The organism is Nocardia sp. NPDC004711 (assembly GCF_053601595.1).
Genome location: NZ_JBSGCB010000050.1, coordinates 1 through 18,255, shown reverse-complemented (window position 1 = coordinate 18,255; position 18,255 = coordinate 1). Strand labels below are relative to the sequence as shown.

General features: G+C 68.5%; 9 protein-coding genes and 1 pseudogene. 7 read left to right on the top strand and 3 right to left on the bottom strand.

Annotated elements, in window-relative coordinates:
* The first annotated feature begins 5 nt into the window (after positions 1 to 5).
* On the top strand, positions 6 to 623 hold the full coding sequence (locus ACWEKS_RS37105; RefSeq protein ID WP_452344423.1) for a pyridoxamine 5'-phosphate oxidase family protein: 618 nt from the start codon (positions 6 to 8) through the stop codon (positions 621 to 623).
* A 12-nt stretch (positions 624 to 635) separates the two neighbouring features.
* Here ACWEKS_RS37105 and ACWEKS_RS37100 read toward each other — a convergent pair whose 3' ends face one another.
* A complete protein-coding gene (locus tag ACWEKS_RS37100) occupies positions 636 to 1,091 on the bottom strand; it encodes a GtrA family protein (protein WP_354838570.1) in 456 nt (151 codons plus the stop codon).
* A 65-nt stretch (positions 1,092 to 1,156) separates the two neighbouring features.
* Here ACWEKS_RS37100 and ACWEKS_RS37095 point away from each other — a divergent pair, with 65 nt between their 5' ends.
* From ACWEKS_RS37095 to ACWEKS_RS37080, 4 genes are all read left to right on the top strand, one after another.
* Entirely contained in the window at positions 1,157 to 2,662 is a 1,506-nt protein-coding gene (locus ACWEKS_RS37095; protein ID WP_452344422.1) for an FAD-binding protein, read from the top strand.
* Positions 2,659 to 3,420: a decaprenylphospho-beta-D-erythro-pentofuranosid-2-ulose 2-reductase gene (locus tag ACWEKS_RS37090; RefSeq protein ID WP_354838564.1), complete on the top strand. Its 762-nt coding sequence runs from the start codon at positions 2,659 to 2,661 to the stop codon at positions 3,418 to 3,420. The genes ACWEKS_RS37095 and ACWEKS_RS37090 overlap by 4 nt, the downstream gene beginning before the upstream one ends.
* A 175-nt stretch (positions 3,421 to 3,595) precedes the next feature.
* Complete coding sequence (locus ACWEKS_RS37085) at positions 3,596 to 5,530, top strand: galactan 5-O-arabinofuranosyltransferase (protein ID WP_452344421.1); 1,935 nt, start codon at positions 3,596 to 3,598, stop codon at positions 5,528 to 5,530.
* A 180-nt stretch (positions 5,531 to 5,710) separates the two neighbouring features.
* Positions 5,711 to 7,699 (top strand): glycosyl transferase, encoded by a 1,989-nt coding sequence (locus tag ACWEKS_RS37080; protein ID WP_452344420.1) that lies wholly within the window; start codon positions 5,711 to 5,713, stop codon positions 7,697 to 7,699.
* Here the strand turns inward: ACWEKS_RS37080 and ACWEKS_RS37075 are convergent, their stop codons facing one another.
* Both ACWEKS_RS37075 and ACWEKS_RS37070 read right to left on the bottom strand, forming a co-directional pair.
* On the bottom strand, positions 7,700 to 9,349 hold the full coding sequence (locus ACWEKS_RS37075) for a serine/threonine-protein kinase (protein WP_452344419.1): 1,650 nt from the start codon (positions 9,347 to 9,349) through the stop codon (positions 7,700 to 7,702).
* 14 nt (positions 9,350 to 9,363) lie between these two features.
* Positions 9,364 to 11,241 carry a serine/threonine-protein kinase gene (locus ACWEKS_RS37070; RefSeq protein ID WP_452344418.1) on the bottom strand — a complete coding sequence of 626 codons (1,878 nt, stop codon included), beginning with the start codon at positions 11,239 to 11,241 and terminating at the stop codon, positions 9,364 to 9,366.
* Between the two features lie 158 nt (positions 11,242 to 11,399).
* On the opposite strand from ACWEKS_RS37070, the gene ACWEKS_RS37065 reads away from it, so the two are divergent.
* A complete protein-coding gene (locus tag ACWEKS_RS37065; RefSeq protein ID WP_452344417.1) occupies positions 11,400 to 14,651 on the top strand; it encodes an arabinosyltransferase domain-containing protein in 3,252 nt (1,083 codons plus the stop codon).
* Between the two features lie 153 nt (positions 14,652 to 14,804).
* A pseudogene (locus tag ACWEKS_RS37060) lies at positions 14,805 to 18,164 on the top strand (arabinosyltransferase domain-containing protein); the annotation flags it as partial.
* Positions 18,165 to 18,255: the final 91 nt, after the last annotated feature.

Sequence of the window (18,255 nt, the reverse complement as noted above, 5' to 3'; positions counted from 1 at the left end):
GCACGATGCCCGGTATCAGAAACGGCAGCGACGGCGAACGGGAACTGCAGGAGCGATACGGTACCGAGGAACGGGCACAACGCTTCTACTCCGATCAGGTGCGAGATCGGCTCAATACCCACATGATCGATTTCATCCGGCGCATGGACATGGCCTTCATCGCCACCTCCGACAAGCACGGTGAATGCGATGCCAGCTTCCGCGCCGGCAAAGCCGGCTTCCTGCACGTGATCGACGATCGCACCGTCGCCTATCCCGAATACCGCGGCAACGGCGTCATGGCCAGCCTCGGCAATATTCTCGAGAACCCCCACGTCGGCATTCTCATGATCGATTTCGTGCACGACCTGATCGGCCTGCACCTCAATGGCACCGCGCGCATCGTGGACGACGCGCTCATGCGCCGCTGCGTCCCCGACCTGCCGGCCGATACCCGGGGCCGCATTCCGGAGCGCTGGGTGGTGGTGGATGTGGAGGAGGCCTACATCCACTGCCGCAAGCACATTCCACACCTGGTCCCGGCCCGGCGCGAGCAGCGCCAGTGGGGTACCGACAATGTGCGCGCCAAGGGCGGCGACTACTTCCGGGCGAAGGAAGAGACCAACGCCCTGGTCGAGTCGTGACTTCAGCGCCGCCTAGTCGATCTTGAAGATCACCGCGCGCTGGACAATGAAGTTGATCACGGTGGCGGTGCCCTGCGCGACACAGAAGGCGAGCCAGATCCGCCACCACGCATCGGGCAGCGCGTAATAGCAGAGCTGGTTGATGCCGACCTGCAGCGCGAAGGTCACCGCGTACAGCAGCACCACCGCGATGAAGCGCTTGCGGCTCGGCTCGGCCTGGAAGGTCCAGCGCCGGTTGATCAGGTAGGCCGTGGTCGTGCCCGCGATGAAGCTGATGGACTTGGCCACCGGCAGCGGCAGTCCGACCAGCTTGAACAGCAGCGTGTACAGACCGAAGTCGACGATGGCGGACAGGCCACCGGTGACCGCGAATCGGATGATCTGCGTCTTGAGATCAACCTCCGTACCACCCGGTTCATCGACGAGGGGCAGCTCGGGCGGCAGGGGCAGATGGGGTTCCGCGGTCACAACGCAGAAGAGTAATGCCCGGGACAAAGGACACAAGCCTCGAGACGGTTATGCCTGTAGCCTCTATGCCGATGTCCACGAAAGCTCAGACCACCACCGCGGCCGCCACCGAGCCCAGCTCGGCAGGCGAGGGCCCCGTCGTAGGCAAAGACACAGCGGGCACGGCGTCATCGGGTTCGTTCGACCTGCCGACGCAGACCCGGCGCCTGACCGGGTGGGGTCGCACCGCAGCCACCACCTCGGAAGTGCTCTCCACCGATGACCCGGAGCTGATCGCCAAGGCGGTCGCCATGGTCGCGGAGGACAACGACTCCAAGCCCGCGCACCTGCGTCGCGGCGTCATCGCCCGCGGCCTCGGCCGTTCGTACGGCGATCACGCCCAGAACGCGGGTGGCCTGGTCGTCGACATGACCGCACTCAACCGCATCCACCGCATCGACCGGGACTCCCGGCTGGTGGACGTGGACGCGGGCGTCAGCCTCGACCAGCTGATGAAGGCGGCGCTGCCGTTCGGCCTGTGGGTTCCGGTGCTGCCGGGCACCCGGCAGGTGACCGTGGGCGGGGCCATCGGCTCGGACATCCACGGCAAGAACCACCACAGCGCGGGCAGCTTCGGCAATCACGTGCGGTCCATCGATCTGCTCACCGCCGACGGCAAGGTGCAGACCATCGGGCCGAAGAAGAACGCCAAGCTGTTCTGGGCCACCGTCGGCGGCAATGGCCTGACCGGCATCATCCTGCGTGCCACCATCGAGATGACGCCCACCGAGACGGCGTACTTCATCTCCGACGGCATCAAGACCACCGGCCTGGACGAGACCATCGCGGTCCACAAGGACGGGTCCGAGGAGAACTACACCTACTCCTCCACCTGGTTCGATGCGATCTCCGGGCCGCCGAAACTGGGACGCGCCAATGTGTCTCGCGGACGGCTGGCGAAGCTCGACGAGCTGCCGAAGAAGCTGCGCAAGAATCCGCTGAAGTTCGATGCGCCGAATCTGCTGACGGTGCCGGATATCTTCCCGAGTTTCGCGGCCAACAAGTTCACGCTGGGGATGGTCGGCGAGGCGTATTACGCGCTCGGCGGCAACTACACCGGCAAGCTGATGAACTTGACGCAGTTCTATCACATGTTGGACGTGGTCTCGGAGTGGAATCGGGCCTACGGGTCCAAGGGATTCATCCAGTACCAGTTCGTGCTGCCGCCGGAGGCGCTCGATGAATTCACCAAGATCATCGTGGATATCCAGCGTTCGGGTCACCATTCGGCGCTCAATGTGCTGAAGTTCTTCGGCCCGGGCAACCCGGCGCCGCTGAGCTTCCCCATGGAGGGCTGGAACATCTGCGTCGACTTCCCGGTCCGCCCCGGTCTCAATGACTTCGTGCGCGAACTGGACCGGCGCGTCCTGGAATTCGGCGGACGTCTCTACACTGCCAAGGATTCGCGCACCGACGCGGAGACCTTCCACAAGATGTACCCGCGGATCGACGAGTGGATCAAGATCCGCCGAAGCGTGGATCCCACAGGCGTTTTCATGTCCGATATGGCGAGAAGGCTGGAGCTTCAGTGATCAACGCGGTAGGGAACCCGCAATCCATTCTGCTGCTGGGCGGCACCTCGGAGATCGGCTTGGCGATCTGCGCCGAGTACCTGAAGAAGGGTCCCGCGCGCATCATCCTGGCCGCCCTGCCCGGTGACCCGCTGCGCGAGGACGCCGTGTCGCAGATGAAGGCCGCCGGCGCCTCCGAGGTGCAGGTCATCGACTTCGACGCGCTCGACACCGACAGCCACCCGGCCGTGATCGACGCGGCGTGGGCGGACGGTGACGTCGACGTGGCCATCGTCGCGTTCGGCATCGACGGTGACGGCGAGATCTTCTGGCAGGACCAGCGCAAGGCCGTCATGATGGCCGAGATCAACTACACCGCGGCGGTTTCCGTCGGCGTGCTGCTCGGCGAGAAGATGAAGGCGCAGGGCTTCGGCCGCATCCTGGCCATGTCCTCGGTCGCCGGTGAGCGCGTGCGCCGGTTCAACTTCGTCTACGGCTCCACCAAGGCCGGCCTGGACGGCTTCTACCTGGGTCTCGGCGAGGCGGTCGCGAAGTTCGGTCCGCGCGTCACGGTCATCCGCCCCGGCATGGTGCGCACCCGGCTCTCCGCGCACGCCAAGGAGAACGGGCTCACCGTGAACAAGGAGGACGTCGCCCTCCTCGCGGTCGCCGCCTCCGAGAAGGGCAAGGAAATCGTCTGGGCCCCCGGCGTTTTCCGCTACGTCATGATGATCCTGCGCCACGTGCCGCGCCCGATCTTCCGCCGCCTCCCCATCTAGGCGACACGTTCTCGCACCGATACGCATGCCGCGTCCGGCACCCGGGCGCGGCATGCGCCGTTCCGGCCCGAAGACCCCGGACATCGGTGGTTGGGCCCGGCGGTCGGGTTCGCGTGCACCGCACTGGCTAGGCTGGCGCGCGGTCCATGGACACGAATGCGGAGGCAGGGTGCGGATGAGCGAGCGGGCGAGCGGACGGCTGGGGGTGCTGGCGCGCCAGGCCGGTGGGGCTGTCGGAGAGGCAGTGCTCGCCGCGGTGGTGGCGGGCGTGGTGGCGGCGGTCGGGCTCGAGGCGTTCGCGACCGTGCACTGGCCGGCCTTCAACTCCTCCAATGTGACTCGCGCGCTCACCACCGTGGGGCAGGTGGCCGCCCTGGCCGTGCTGGTGGTCGCAGTGGTGCTGCTGCGGTTGCACAGGTGGCTCCGGCTGGCGAAAGTGCTGTCCTGGGCCGGACTTTCGGCCTTCGTGACCGTGACGCTGGGCATGCCGCTGGCCGCGACGAAGCTGTACCTGTTCGGGATGTCCGTGGATCAGGAGTTCCGGACGCAGTATCTGACGCGGCTGACCGACAGCGCGGCGCTGCACGACATGAACTACATCGACCTGCCGCCGTTCTATCCCGCGGGCTGGTTCTGGATCGGGGGCCGGTTCGCCAGTCTGACCGGGATGGCCGGGTGGGAGGCGTTCAAGCCCTTCGCGATCATCGGCCTGGCAGTGGCGGCGGTTGTCGCTCTTGTGCTGTGGTCCAACCTGATCCGGGCGGACTGGGCGGTGGCTGTCGCCGCCGCGACCACGGCGGTGACCCTCGCCTACGGCTCTCCCGAGGCGTACAGCGCGGTGCTCACCCTGCTGCTCGGACCCGCGCTCGTGCTGGCCTGGGGTGCGCTGCACCGGCCAGCCGAGGTCGGCGGCGATGCGACGCAACCGACCGCGGGCGGATGGGGAGCGGTGCTGGGTACCGGCCTGTTCCTCGGGCTCGCCGCCACCTTCTACAGCCTGTACTTCGGTGTCGCGGTATTCGCGGTGTGCCTCATGGCGGTGATCGCCGCGGGACTCTCGATCCGGGCACGGCACACCTGGCGGGCGATCCTGCCGATCCTGGTGCGGCTCATCGGAATCGGTGCGGTTGCGGGCCTGCTGGCGCTCACCGTGTGGACGCCGTTCCTACTGAAGTTCCTGTCCGGCAAAGCATCTCTCGGCTCGGGCTCCGCCTTCCACTACCTGCCCGAGACGGGCTCACGGCTGCCGCTGCCGATGACCGAATTCAATCTGCTCGGCGTCTTCTGCCTGGCCGGGACCATCTGGCTGGTGCTGCGCGCGGCGAGTTCGCGTCGTGCGCAGGCGCTCGGCATCGGCGTCGTCGCCATCTATCTGTGGTGTCTGCTGTCCATGGCCGCCACGGCGGCCGGGACCACGCTGCTGTCGTTCCGGCTCGAATCCCCGCTCCTGGCACTGCTGTCGGCCGCCGGCGTGTTCGCCTTCGCCGAGGGCGCGCGGGCGATCTACCAGGCGCTGAACGAGCCCGGGCGGTTCCGGATCGCCGCGGCGGCGGTCGCGGTGGCCGGTGCGATCGGGTTCAGTCAGGGTATTCCGACGGTGCTGGCGGCGGAGATCACCACCGCCTACACCGATACCGACGGCAATGGTTTCCGTGCCGATACGCGGCCGCCGTCGGCGGTGTCGAACTACCGCGAGGTCGACGCGACACTGCTGGAGCAGACCGGCCGGCCGCGTGACGCCAGCGTGGTACTCACCGCGGACACCAGCTTCCTGGCCATCTACCCGTACTACGGATTCCAGGCTCTCACTTCGCATTACGCGAACCCGCTGGCCGACTTCGCGGCGCGCACCGCCGAAATCCAGCGCTGGAGCACGCTGAAGACGCCACAGGAGCTGACCGACGCGCTGAACCACTGCCGCTGGCGTGCGCCGGATGCCTTCCTGTTCCGGCGTTCGGGCGACGACTACACGCTGCGGCTCTCGCAGGACGTGTACCCGAACGACCCGAATGTGAAGCGTTTCACAGTGTCCTTCCCCAAGTCGCTGTTCGACGACGCGCACTATCGGATCACCAATATCGGACCGTTCACTCTGGTTGTGCGTGTCTGAACACCTGTGCGAGACCAGGATCACTTATCCCCAGAAATCCTCCGGTTTCTGTGGATAAACACCGGTTTCTGTGGATAACTGCATGGCTTGCCAGTGCAATCCCAGTCGAACGCGGTAGCGTGGGCCGCTGATTGCAAGGCACCCAAGAGTTTGCGTTGCAAGGCACCGAGGAGTTGGCGCGTGACACAGGGGTGGGCATCCAGCCCGGGGGACGACGGCGGTTCGGCGGTAGCGGTTCTCGACCACGCCACCCCGGAAACGGTTCTCCCCAAGCTTTCTCGGCCACAGCGCGTCGCCCGCCGCATCCGGCTGGCCCGCGCCGATCTGATCGTCGCCGCGGCCTATCTGTCGCTGGCGGTGCTGGTGCTGTCGGGTCAGTGGCTGCACACCGATCGCGGCTACCTGATCAAGAGCGGCCAGGATCAGACCATGTGGGAGTGGTTCTTCGCGGTCACCGCCCACAATGTCGCGCATCTGGAGAACCCGCTGGGCTCGCTGCTGCAGAACTATCCCGACGGCGTGAACATGATGGCCAATACCGCCATGTTCGGCGTCGGCGTGCCGCTCACCCCGGTCACCCTGATGTTCGGGCCGACCGTCACCTTCGTGCTGGTGCTCACCGTGGGCTTGTTCGGGACCGCGTTCGCCTGGTACTGGCTGTTCGCACGGGAACTGGTGGCGTCGAAATTCGCGGCGGCCGTGGGCGGTCTGTTCTGTGGCTTCGCCCCGGCCATGATCTCGCACGCCAACGCACACCCGAATTTCGTGGTGCTGGCGCTGCTTCCGCTGATCGTGCTGCAGCTGATCCGGATGGCCCGGCGCCTGGATGGTTCGCGGCGCAAGCGCGGGGAGGCGGAGCGCTCGTTCTGGACTGACGGAGCGGGGGAGCGAAGCGGAGGAGCGGAGGAGGGAAGAACGAGACCTTCAGCGCCGCGAACCCGCCCGGAGCGAAGCGGAGGGCAAATTAAACACAGCTTTCTGCTGGGCCTGCTGGTGGCCCTGCAGATCGCGCTGGGCGAGGAGCCGCTGCTCATCTTCGCGCTGTCCTTCGGCGTCTTCGCGCTCGTCTACCACCTGCACACCCCGCGCACCGGGTGGCGCGCGCTGCGCGCCATCACCCCGACGGTGCTGCTGGCCGCGCTGATCACCGTGGCGCTCACCGAGATTCCGCTGTGGTGGCAATTCTTCGGCCCGCAGTCCTACCGGTCCATCGAGCACGGGCCGATGAACAACGACCTGAAGGCGCTGTTCCAGTTCCCGTCCGAGTCGCTGGGCGGGATGTTCTCGCACGGGCAGAACGTGGCCATCAATCCGACCGAGGAGAATTCGTACTTCGGCTGGCCGCTGTGGATCGTGGTCACGGTGGCCGTGGCGTTCATGTGGCGGGAGCGGGCGGTGCGCGCGGCCGCCGCGGTGATCGTCGCGTTCACCGTGCTGTCACTGGGTGCGACCCTGATGATCGGCCATCACAACACCGGCATCACCCTGCCGTGGCAGCGGCTCGAGGATGTGCCGCTGCTGAATTCGGTGCTGGAGTCGCGCTTCACCATGGCCGCGATTCCGGCCATCGCCCTGATCCTGGCGCTGGCCACCCAGCGTGCCCTGGACTACTGGAAGGTCTCGGCGACCGACTGGCGGCCGCTGGCCCTGTTCGGCGCGCTGGCCTTCGCCCTGCTGCCGCTCACCCCGACCATCCTGCCCGCGGTGCAGCGCCCGCCCACCCCGGACTTCTTCGCGGACGGCACGGTGCGCCAATACGTTTCGCACGGTTCGGTGGTGGTCGCACCGCCGCCGACCCCGCCGGACGCCCGCGCGCTGCACTGGCAGGCCGACTCCGGCTTCGAATTCCCGCTCGCGGGAGGCTATTTCGTCGGCCCGACCGGCACCTCCAAGAAGGGCCGCTACGGCCCGGACGACCGGCCCACCGCGAGCCTGCTGATGAAGGCGCAGCGGTCCAACACCATTCCGGTGGTGGACGACGGCACCCGGGCGCAGGCGCTGGCCGATCTGCGCTACTGGCACGCCGACGTGGTGGTGCTGCCGCCCACCGACAACAGCGACACCCTGCGCCTGACCGTCGACCAGCTGATCGGATTCCCCGCCCGATACGTCGACGGCGTCTGGCTCTGGGACGTGCGCGACCTGGTGGGCGCGAACGCTCCGGCGTAGTCAGCCGACGCGGGTGTAGGTGACGTAGCCGCTGGTCGAGAGCGCGCGCGTGATCCTGCCATTGCTCAGCAGCAATTCGTGGGTGCTCTGCGGGTTGCAGCCGGAGCCGCCGGAGACGAGGGTGCCGGCGCCGACCGTGATGTCGCCGGCGCCGGGAACGCCCAGCAGGCGATAGCCGAAGACACAGATCGGCCGGTTGTCGCGCAGCACCGTGGAGGTCACCACATCGTCGTTCAGGTTGCCCTGGCGGATGACCAGGCGGTAGTCGTCGGCATTGGCGTCGCTGGTGCCCGCCCACTGACCGATGAAGTCGCCTGGCACCCGGCCCGCGAGAGTCGAGGGCGGCACGGCGGCGACCGGGGTCTGCCCGCCGGTGGACGCTGCGGTCGCCACGGTCGGCACCGACGCGGATACCGGTGCGCCACTTGTTCTTCCGTGGCTCTCCAGATCGACCGTCACCAGGATGGCGCCGCCCGCGATCACGGTCGCGGCCAGCACCGCCAGCAGTCCGGTGAGCACGCCGCGGCCCACCCCGGACCCGGTCCGCGCCGGTTCCGGGACCCGATGCCGGTGCGGCGCAGCGTCTTCGAACGATCCGGTGCTCGCACCGTAGGCCACGCCGTACGCGGGTGCGCCGGGCTCGGTGTAGTAGCGCCCCGGACCGAGCACGGTCGGATCGGTGCGGGGCGAACGCAGCAGGGCCGGATCGGTGTGCGGTGAACGCAGCACCGTCGGATCGGTGCGGGGCGAACGCAGCGCGGCCGGATCGGTGACGAAGCCGATCGGCGGCGTGGTCAGCACGGTAGGTGTGGTCGCCACTCGCCACGCCGCCCAGGCGGCCTCGGCGAAATCCGTACAGCTGGAGAATCTTTCGTCCGGATGCTTGGCCAGCGCACGGTCGAAGACGGCGTCGAAGCCCGCGGACAGATCGGGGCGCACCTGCGTGACGTGCAGGGGCGGCGTGCTGGTGTGCGCGTAGATCAGCCCCGCCAGATCGGTGGCCAGGAACGGCCGGGATCCGGTGAGCAGCACGAAAAGCGTGCAGGCCAGCGAGTATTGATCGGTGCGCGGATCCAGGAAGCGGCCCGACACCTGCTCCGGCGAGGCGAAGGCGAAGGTCGCGGAGATGTCCCCGGTCCTGGTGACGTGGGTGGTCTCGTCACGCAGCCGGGCAATGCCGAAATCGGTCAGCAGGGCCCGTTCCGGGCGGCCGTCCTCGGCCGGGGAGAGCATGATGTTCGACGGCTTCACATCCCGGTGCAGCACGCCCTTGCCGTGCGCGTAGTCCAGCGCGGCGGCGATGCCGCCGCCGACGCGCAGCGCCCGCTCGGGGGCCAGGCCCGAAAGACTGTCCGCGTCAGGGCCTGCCACGAACTGCATGGCGATCCACAGGCGTCCGTCGTCGACGCCGCGGTCGTACACCGACACGATGTTCGGATGGTCGAAGCGGGCGGTGATGTCGGCCTCCCGCTCGAAGCGCCGCCAGCCCTCGGCGTCGGCGGTCACCTCGTCCCGGTTGAAGACCTTGAGGGCGGCCAGGCGCGGTAGCCGGGGATGCCGCGCGGCATAGACGGTGCCCGAACCCCCGGCCCCGATCCAGCGTTCGATGAGGTATCCGGCGATCTCCTCGCCCGGCTTCAGATCGGCCATGGTCGCGCACCTACCTACTTCAGGGGAGCCCTTTCGAGCCAGTCGGTCAGGAGGCTGTTCACCGTGTGCCCGGGCCAGTGCAGCACCATGACGAAGCGCGATCTCGGATCACCGTCGGGAAAGGAGACGGCGGCGAGCGCGCGATGGGCGTCGGTGTCCTGGGTGGCGGCCGGATCCACGCCGGCAGCTGTGGTGACGGTCAAGGCACCGGCCACGTCCTCGTGGGTGCGGGTGGTGACGTGGGCGTTGTTGCCGAAGAAGATCGCGGCGACGGAACTGCCCGGCCGGGTGTCGAAGTCGAAGACGTCGAAGTGCACCTGGCCGGTGCCGTCGTCGCCATTGCACAGCACGCGATGCGCGCCCTGCGCCGCCTCGCCCGGACCCGGATCCCGCGGCCGGCAGGACCCGCCCTGCCAGCCCACCGCGGTGCCGGTGGAGGCGAGCTGCCCGACCAGGCTGGGGAAGGCGCGGGCGATGGCGGCGTCGTCGCGCCCCCAGGACGAGACCAGCGTATTCGCACTGCTGTACGTGATCAGCCCGCTCACATCGGTTTTGCGGCTGATCCGCCCGTCGGGCAGCAGGGTGAGGGTGGTGGGACCGTTGGCGCGGCAGGCATTGGCCGGCTCCCGGACCACGATCTCGGAGGTGCCGATGATGAGGCGGTCGCCCTCGTGGGGCACCCGGTCCAGCGGCGCGGAGAATTCGCAGTGGAACGGAGAACCGTCGGGCAGCACGCCGTCCACGCGATTGGACAGCACCGGATCGCCGATCTTGGCCTGCTGCACGGTCAGCCGGTAGTTGGTCTGCCCCTCGGTGGCCAGCCAGGTGCCCACGAACGTGTCCGGCACCAGGCCCGGACCGGATCGGGCCGGTGACGAATCGCCCTGGTGCAGTGCGAAACCCACGCCCGCGGCCGTCACCGCGGCCACCGCCACCGGGACCAGGACGCGCCGGTGTAAGACGCGCTGCCACAACGGTTTCCGGCCCCAGCTCCGGAGGTGCCGGGGCGGCGGATGCGGCAGCAGACCGGCCGCGGCGGTCACCGCCAGGGCCGGATCGGAGTAGTACGCCTGGGTGGCGGCACAGGCGAAATCCGCGCAGCTGTCGAAGCGGTCCTCCGGATCCTTGGCCAGGGCCCGGTCGAAGACCTCGTCCAGGGCTGCCGGCAGCTCGGGATTCACCTCGCTCGGGCGCAGCGGCCGCTCCCGGGTGTGGGCGTGCACCCAGCCCAGCGGATTGTCGGCGCGGAACGGCCGGCGGTCGGTGAGCAGCACGAAAAGTGTGCAGGCCAGCGAGTATTGGTCCGAGCGCGGGCCCACCGGCAGACCGCTCACCTGCTCCGGTGATGCGAAAGCGAAAGTGGCGGAGATATTTCCGGTATGGGTGTGTTTGGTGGTCTCGTCGCGCAGCCGGGCGATACCGAAGTCGGTGAGCAGGGCGCGCTCGGGGCGGCCGCTGTCGGGATCGGCGATGAGGATGTTGGAGGGCTTCACATCCCGATGCAGGACGCCCTTGCCGTGCGCGTAATCCAGTGCGGCAGCGATCTCGGCGCCGATGCGCAGGCCCCGATCCGGCGAAACATGGTGCAGTTCAGCGGCATCCACACCGTCGATGTACTGCATGGAGATCCAGAACTGGTTCTCGGCGACGCCGCGGTCGTAGACCTGCACGATATTGGGGTGGTCGAAGTGGGCCGCGATATCGGCCTCGCGCTCGAAGCGCCGCCAGACCTCGTCATCCTCGGCGACATCGTCGCGTTTCAAGATCTTGAGGGCCGTCAGCCGGGGTAACCGCGGATGCCGCGCCGCGTAGACGACGCCCGAACCACCGGCCCCGATTCGCCGCGCGATCACATACCCGGCGATGATTTCGCCAGGTCGCAGCTCGGTCATGCTTCCTCTTCGTCTTCCGGCCCGGCCCCACGCCCAGTTCGGATAACAACCATCCTGACGGACATCCGCCGATTCGGCTACAGGTCAGCCGGTTCGAGGCGGCTGGAACGCCGGGAGATGTACAGACGCCGCGGGCGCGATGGTTAGAGTCGGTGCTCGTGCGCGCAGACTCCCGAGCGTTCCACCGCCTCCGCATCCTCGCCCTGGTGTCCGGGTTACTCGGATTCCTGCTGGCGGTGATCACGCCGATCCTGCCGGTGAACCAGGACCGGCCGACACTGCGTTGGCCGCAAGGGGATACGGCCGACCTCGCGGCGCCACTGGTGTCGTACGTGCCGTTGAGCCTGGACGTGAGCCTGCCGTGCCAGGTGCTGCGGGAACTGCCGACCGGCACGCTGTTCTCGACCGTGCCCGCGGCCTCGGGGCAGGCCGAGTCGAAGGGCCTGGTCGTCAAGGTCACCGACGAGCCCGGCCAGGGACGCACGGTATCGGTGCTGGTGCGGCTGATTCCGCTGCTCAGTGCGCCGGCGGCGGAGATCCAGGACTGCACGGCGATCACCGTGCATTCGGACGCCGCCGAGACCCGGGTCGAATTCGCCGGGGTGCACCGCCAGGACGGCACGCCCTTCGCGGGCCGGGTCGGCGGGGACACCCGGCCGCAGGTGGTGGGCCTGTTCACCGATCTGAAGCGGGATCAGCTCGGGAACGCCTCCGCCACCGTGGATATCGACGCGCGCTTCACCTCCAGCCCGACCTGGGTCAAGCGCCTCGCGACGCTCGGGGCGGTGCTGTTCACCCTGCTCGCCCTCTACGCGCTGCACCTGCTGGACACCTCCGACGGCCGCAAGCCGCGCCGATTCCTGCCCGCGCACTGGTGGCGGGTGCGGCTCGCCGACGTCGCGGTGCTGGGCACGCTGGTGGTGTGGCACCTCATCGGCGCCAACACCTCCGATGACGGCTACATCCTGAATATGGCTCGGGCCTCGAAGGTTTCGGGCTACATGGCCAACTACTACCGCTGGTTCGGGGTGGCCGAGGCGCCCTTCGGCTGGCCGTACGAGGTGCTGGCCTGGATGACCCGGATCAGCGATTCCAGCCCGTGGATGCGCCTGCCCGCACTGCTGGCCGGCATCGTGTGCTGGCTGGTCATCAGCCGGGAAGTGCTGCCGCGCCTGGGTTCGCGGGTGCGACGCGACACCATCGCCATCTGGACCGCGGGACTGGTGTTCCTGGCCGCCTGGATGCCCTACGACAACGGCCTGCGCCCGGAGCCGCTCATCGCCGCGGGCGCGCTGCTGACCTGGTGTTCCATCGAAAGGGCCGTAGCCACCGGGCGTTTGCTGCCCGCCGCCGTGGGCGTGCTGATCGCGGCCTTCTCGCTGGCCGCCGGGCCGACCGGGCTCATCTGCATCGCGGCGCTCATCGCGGGCGCGCGGCCGGTGCTCATGGTCGTCATCAAGCGCGCCAAGGGCCCGGGATCGTGGCTGCTGCGTTACGGCGCGCTGCTGGCGCCCGGCGTGGCCGCCGGAACCCTGGTACTGGTGGTGGTTTTCGGCGATCAGACCCTCGCCTCGGTCATGGAGGCGACCCGGGTGCGCAAGCTCATCGGCCCCAATGTGGCCTGGTTCGACGAGCGCACGCGCTGGGACGCGCTGCTCATGCTCTCCCCCGACGGCTCGCTGGCCCGCCGCTTCGGCATCCTGGCCATGCTGCTGTGCCTGGGCGTGTGCGTGATGGTGATGCTGCGCAAGAACGGCCGCATCCCCGGGACCTCGCGCGGGCCGTCGGCGCGGATCCTGGGCATCATCTTCATGTCGCTGTTCCTGATGATGTTCACGCCCACCAAGTGGACCCACCACTTCGGCGTGTATGCCGGACTGGCCGGATCGGTGGCGGCGCTGGCCGCGGTCGCGGTGGGGCTCAACGGGATTCGCTCGCCGCGCAACCGGACGCTGTTCACCGCCGCGGTGTTCTTCCTGCTGGCCATGACCTTCACCGGGCCCAACGGCTGGTGGTACGTGTCCAGCTACGGCGTGCCGTGGTTCGACAAGGCGCCGCTCATCGCCGGCAAGGGCTTCTCCACGCTGTTCCTGGGCCTGGCGGTGCTGTGCCTGCTCATCGCCGCCTACCAGCACTTCCGCGAGCCGTACACGCAGCCGAAACCGGCGCGCGGCTTCGACAAGTTCGCCAGCATGCCGCTCACCATCGCGGCGGCCGTGCTGGTGCTGTTCGAGGTGCTGTCGCTGGCCAAGGCGGCCGTCGGCCAGTACCCGGCCTACTCCATCGCGGAGTCGAATCTGCGTGCGCTGCAGGGTGATTCGTGCGCGCTGGCCAACGAGGTGCTGGTGGAGACCGATACCGCCGATTCGCTGCTGCACCCGTGGACCGGATCCGACGCCGACGGTCTGTCCGCCGCGAGCACCGGATTCACGCCCAATGGCGTCGCCTCCGACCTCACCGCGGACGCGGAGGAGACCGTCACCGGCGGGGCCAACTCGGTGATCGAGAAGTCCGGCAACAAGACGTCCAAGACCACGGGCGCGGGCACCGGCGGCGGCAAGAGCGAAGAGGCCGGCATCAACGGCAGCTCCGTCGCCCTGCCCTTCGGCCTGGACCCGGCCAAGACTCCGGTCGAGGGCAGTTACTCCGATGGCGAGCAGCAGGTTTCGAAGCTCACCACCCAGTGGTACAACGCGGAGAAGCTGACCACTCTCCGCAATGATCCCGCCTACAAGGTGCTGGTCGTGACGGCCGCGGGGCGCATCCGGTCCTTCAACAAGGACGGTGTGGAGACCTACGGGCAGGACCTGTTCGTCGAGTACGGCACCCGCGACGCCCAGGGCACGGTCACGAACACCGGGCGGATCCGGCCGATCGATATCGGCCCGAGCCCGTCCTGGCGCAACCTGCGCGTGCCGCTGGATCAGATTCCCGCGGGCGCCAATGCGATTCGCCTGGTGCTCAATGACGCCGACATCACCCCGCGCCAGTGGCTGGCCGTCACCCCGCCCCGGCTGCCCCGGCTGCAGACCCTGAATTCCCTTGTCGGCGACAGCGCTCCGGTGCTGGAGGACTGGCACGTCGGCCTCGCCTTCCCGTGCCAGCGCCCCTTCGATCACCACGACGGCGTGGCCGAGGTGCCCGAATGGCGCATTCTGCCGGACCGCGTCGGCCAGGACGCCTCCAATGCCTGGCAGGACGACATCGGCGGCGGCCCACTGGGCTGGACCGGATTGCTGCTCAAGTCCGAGACCCGGCCGTCGTACCTGAATCACGACTGGAGCCGGGACTGGGGCTCGCTCGAGAAGTTCACCCCCTATGTCCCGAATGCGAACTTCGCGCCGACCCTGGACGTCACCGTCCAGTCCCGCTCCGGCCTGGCCAAGGATTCGCCCATCAAGACGAAATGAGAGGTGACCACTGATTTCGTGAGGTGAGGGTAACTCGTCGGGTACGGCCGAAATCGGGTTGGCACCCAACCGCCGGCACACGTGCGAAACTGGCAACGGCTCCCACGCCGTGCGCCCAGTCTCGGGGAGGCCGGGGGACTACCATCAGCAACCGTGCCAGACGCCTCCGCTGTACTGACAAAGCCGAATCCCCCGGCGACCGCCCCCGCGACACCGCGCGACTATCGTTTCGCGAAGCTCATAGCGATCGTCGCGGGCGTGCTCGGGGCGCTGTTCGCGCTGGCGACACCGTTCCTGCCGGTACAGCAGACCCAGGCGGAGGTGAGCTGGCCGCAGGGCGGCTCGCTCGATCCGGTGCAGGCGGCACTGATGTCGCAGGTGCCCATCGACGCGAACGCCACCATCCCGTGTTCCGCGGTCCAGCAACTGGATCCGCGCGGCGGCATCCTGCTGGCAACGGCGCCGCCGCAGGGCAAGGGCGCGGACCTGGAGGCCCTGTTCGTCCGCGTCTCGGGCGAGAGCGTGGACGTGCTGGACCGGAATGCCGTGGTGGCCAGCGCCACCCGCACCGAGATGAGCCAGTGCTCGCAGCTGGTCATCACCTCCGACAGCGCCCAGACCTACGCCAGTTTCGAGGGCGTCACCCGCACCGTCGAGAAGCCCACCGCCGACGGCGGACGGGAAATGGTCACCGTGCCCGTGGACGGCCGGCTGCTCGGCGATCTGCGCCCCCAGGTGGTGGGCGTGTTCACCGATATGAAAGGCGGCGTGCCGGCGGGCCTTTCGTTCCACATGACCGTGGACTCCCGGTTCTCCTCCTCGCCGACGGTCATCAAGCTGGTGGCCATCATCGCCGCGGTCCTGCTCACTCTGCTGGCCATGGGCGCGCTCGCGGTCCTGGACACCAGTGACGGCCGCGGGCACCGGCGCATCCTGCCGGCGCACTGGCTGAAGCCGACCTGGACGGACGGCGGCATCATCGGCACCCTGCTGCTGTGGCACTTCGTGGGAGCCAACACCTCCGACGACGGCTACATCCTGACCATGGTGCGGGCGGCCCCGCACGCGGGCTACCTGGCCAACTACTTCCGCTGGTTCGGCGTGCCCGAGGCGCCGTTCGGCTGGTACTACTACGTCATCCAGGCCTTCGCCGAGGTCTCCACCGCCAGCCCCTGGGTGCGAATTCCCGCGCTGCTCTGCGGAATCCTGTGCTGGCTGGTGATCAGCCGCGAGGTGGTGCCGCGACTGGGCAACGCGGTGGCGAAGTCCCAGGTCGCGCTGTGGACCGGCGGTCTGGTGTTCCTGGCCTTCTGGCTGCCCTACGACAACGGCCTGCGCTCGGAGCCGATCGTGGCCCTCGGCGCGCTGCTGACCTGGGTGTCCATCGAGCGGGCCATCGCCACCTCGCGCCTGCTGCCCGCCGCGGTCGCGGTGCTGGTGGCGGCGTTCACGCTGGCGGCGGCGCCGACCGGTCTGATGTGTGTGGCGGCGCTGCTCGCGGGCATCCGGCCGCTGGTGCGGATCGTGGTGCGGCGGCGCAAGCAGTTCGGCGATCTGGCCCTGCTCGCCCCCATCGCGGCGGCCGGATTCCTGGTGCTGGTGGCGGTTTTCGCCGATCAGACCTTCGCCGGAATCATGGAGGCGAACCGGGTGCGGCAGGTGACCGGGCCGAATCTGGCCTGGTACGAGGACTACCTGCGCTACTACTACCTGTTCGTCGAGACCGTGGACGGCTCGCTGGCGCGGCGCTTCGCGTTCCTGCTCATGATCCTGTGCCTGATCACCACCATGCTGGTGCTGCTGCGCCGGCGGCAGGTGCCGGGCATCGCGAGCGCGCCGACCTGGCGGCTCATGGGCGTGGTCTTCGGAACCATCTTCTTCATGATGTTCAACCCGACCAAGTGGACCCACCACTTCGGTTCGTACGCGGGCATCGCGGGTTCGCTGGCGGCGGTGACGGCGGTCGCCGTGTCCGCCACCGCACTTCGCTCCCGGAAGAACCGGTCGGTGTTCCTGGCCGGGCTGCTCTTCACCCTCGCCGTCGCCTTCTCCGGCATCAACGGCTACTGGTACGTCTCCAGCTACGGCGTGCCGTGGTTCGACAAGACCGTCTCCCTGCACGGCTTCCAGTCCAACACCCTGATGCTGGTGCTGTTCGGGCTGGCGCTGGCCGTGGTGGCCTGGCAGTCGCTGCGCGAGGGCTACGCCAAGCCGATGGCGAACGGGAAGACCAAGCGGGGCCGGCGGATCCGCAAGTTCGCCGCCATCCCGCTCACCGTGGTCGCCGCGCTCATGGTGCTCTTCGAGGTGGCGTCGCTGCTCAAGGGCGCGGTGCAGCAGTACCCGGCGTACTCGCTGGCGCGCTCGAACATCGACGCGGTCACCGGCAACACCTGCGGGCTCGCCAATGACGTGCTGGTCGAGGGAAATGTCAACAGCGGCAACCTGACCCCCCTCATCGATCCGGCCCACCCGCCGCAGAACGGCGATCCGCTGGCCGGTGAGAGCCCGGTCGGCTTCTCCCCCAACGGCGTCGCCGACAAGCTGGACGCCGACGGCGTCGAGGTGAAGCCGGGCACCGGCAACACCTCCACCCAGACCGTCGGCCCGGCCTTCGAGAAGGGCCAGAACGCGGGCACCGGCGGCGGCAAGGGCGCGCAGGGCGTGAACGGGTCCACCGTGGCCCTGCCTTTCGGCCTGGACCCGGCCACCACCCCGGTCATGGGCAGCTACCAGGACGGCGTGCAGCAGCCTGCCGAGCTCACCTCCAGCTGGTACCAGCTGCCGCCGCGCTCGGACGACTCACCGCTGATCGTGATTTCGGCGGCCGGGCGGGTGATGTCGTTCGACGACACCGGCAATATGACCTACGGCCAGGACATCTTCCTGGAGTACGGCCACCACAACCCGGACGGCACCGTCACCTTCCTCGACAAGTACCGCCCGCTCGACGTCGGCCCGGCCCCGTCCTGGCGCAACCTGCGCATCCCGCGCTCGGCGCTGCCCGACAATGCCGACGCGGTCCGCATCTACGCCCGCGACCCGATCCTGATCGGCGATCAGTGGCTGGCCTTCACCCCGCCGCGGGTGCCGAAGCTGGTGTCGCTCAACAGCTATCTGGGCTCCACCCAGCCCATCCTGCTGGACTGGGCCGTGGGCCTGCAGTTCCCGTGCCAGCACCAGTTCGATCACCGCAACGGCGTGGTGGACGCGGCGCCCAAGTACCGCATCCTGCCCGACCGGCCGCTGGCCATCAGCTCCACCAATACCTGGCAGGCCGAGGAATTCGGCGGTCCGCTGGGCTGGGCGGAGATGCTGTCGGCCTCCAAGACGGTGCCGACCTATCTGAAGGACAACTACGCCCGCGACTGGGGCTCCCTGGAGCAGTACGAGCCGTTCTATCCGGATCCGTCCGACCCGGCCAAGGCCAAGTTCCCCAAGCCCGCGCAGGTCGACACCCACGTGGTGACCCGCTCCGGGTTCTGGTCACCGGGGAAGATGCGCGTCTTCCCTTCCGGGTGCGGATGCCGGCTCTGGGACCGGTGCTCTTCACCGGCACTCCCGAGGGCGCGCGCGAGTTCTTCCGGGCCCCGGTGGACCTGCT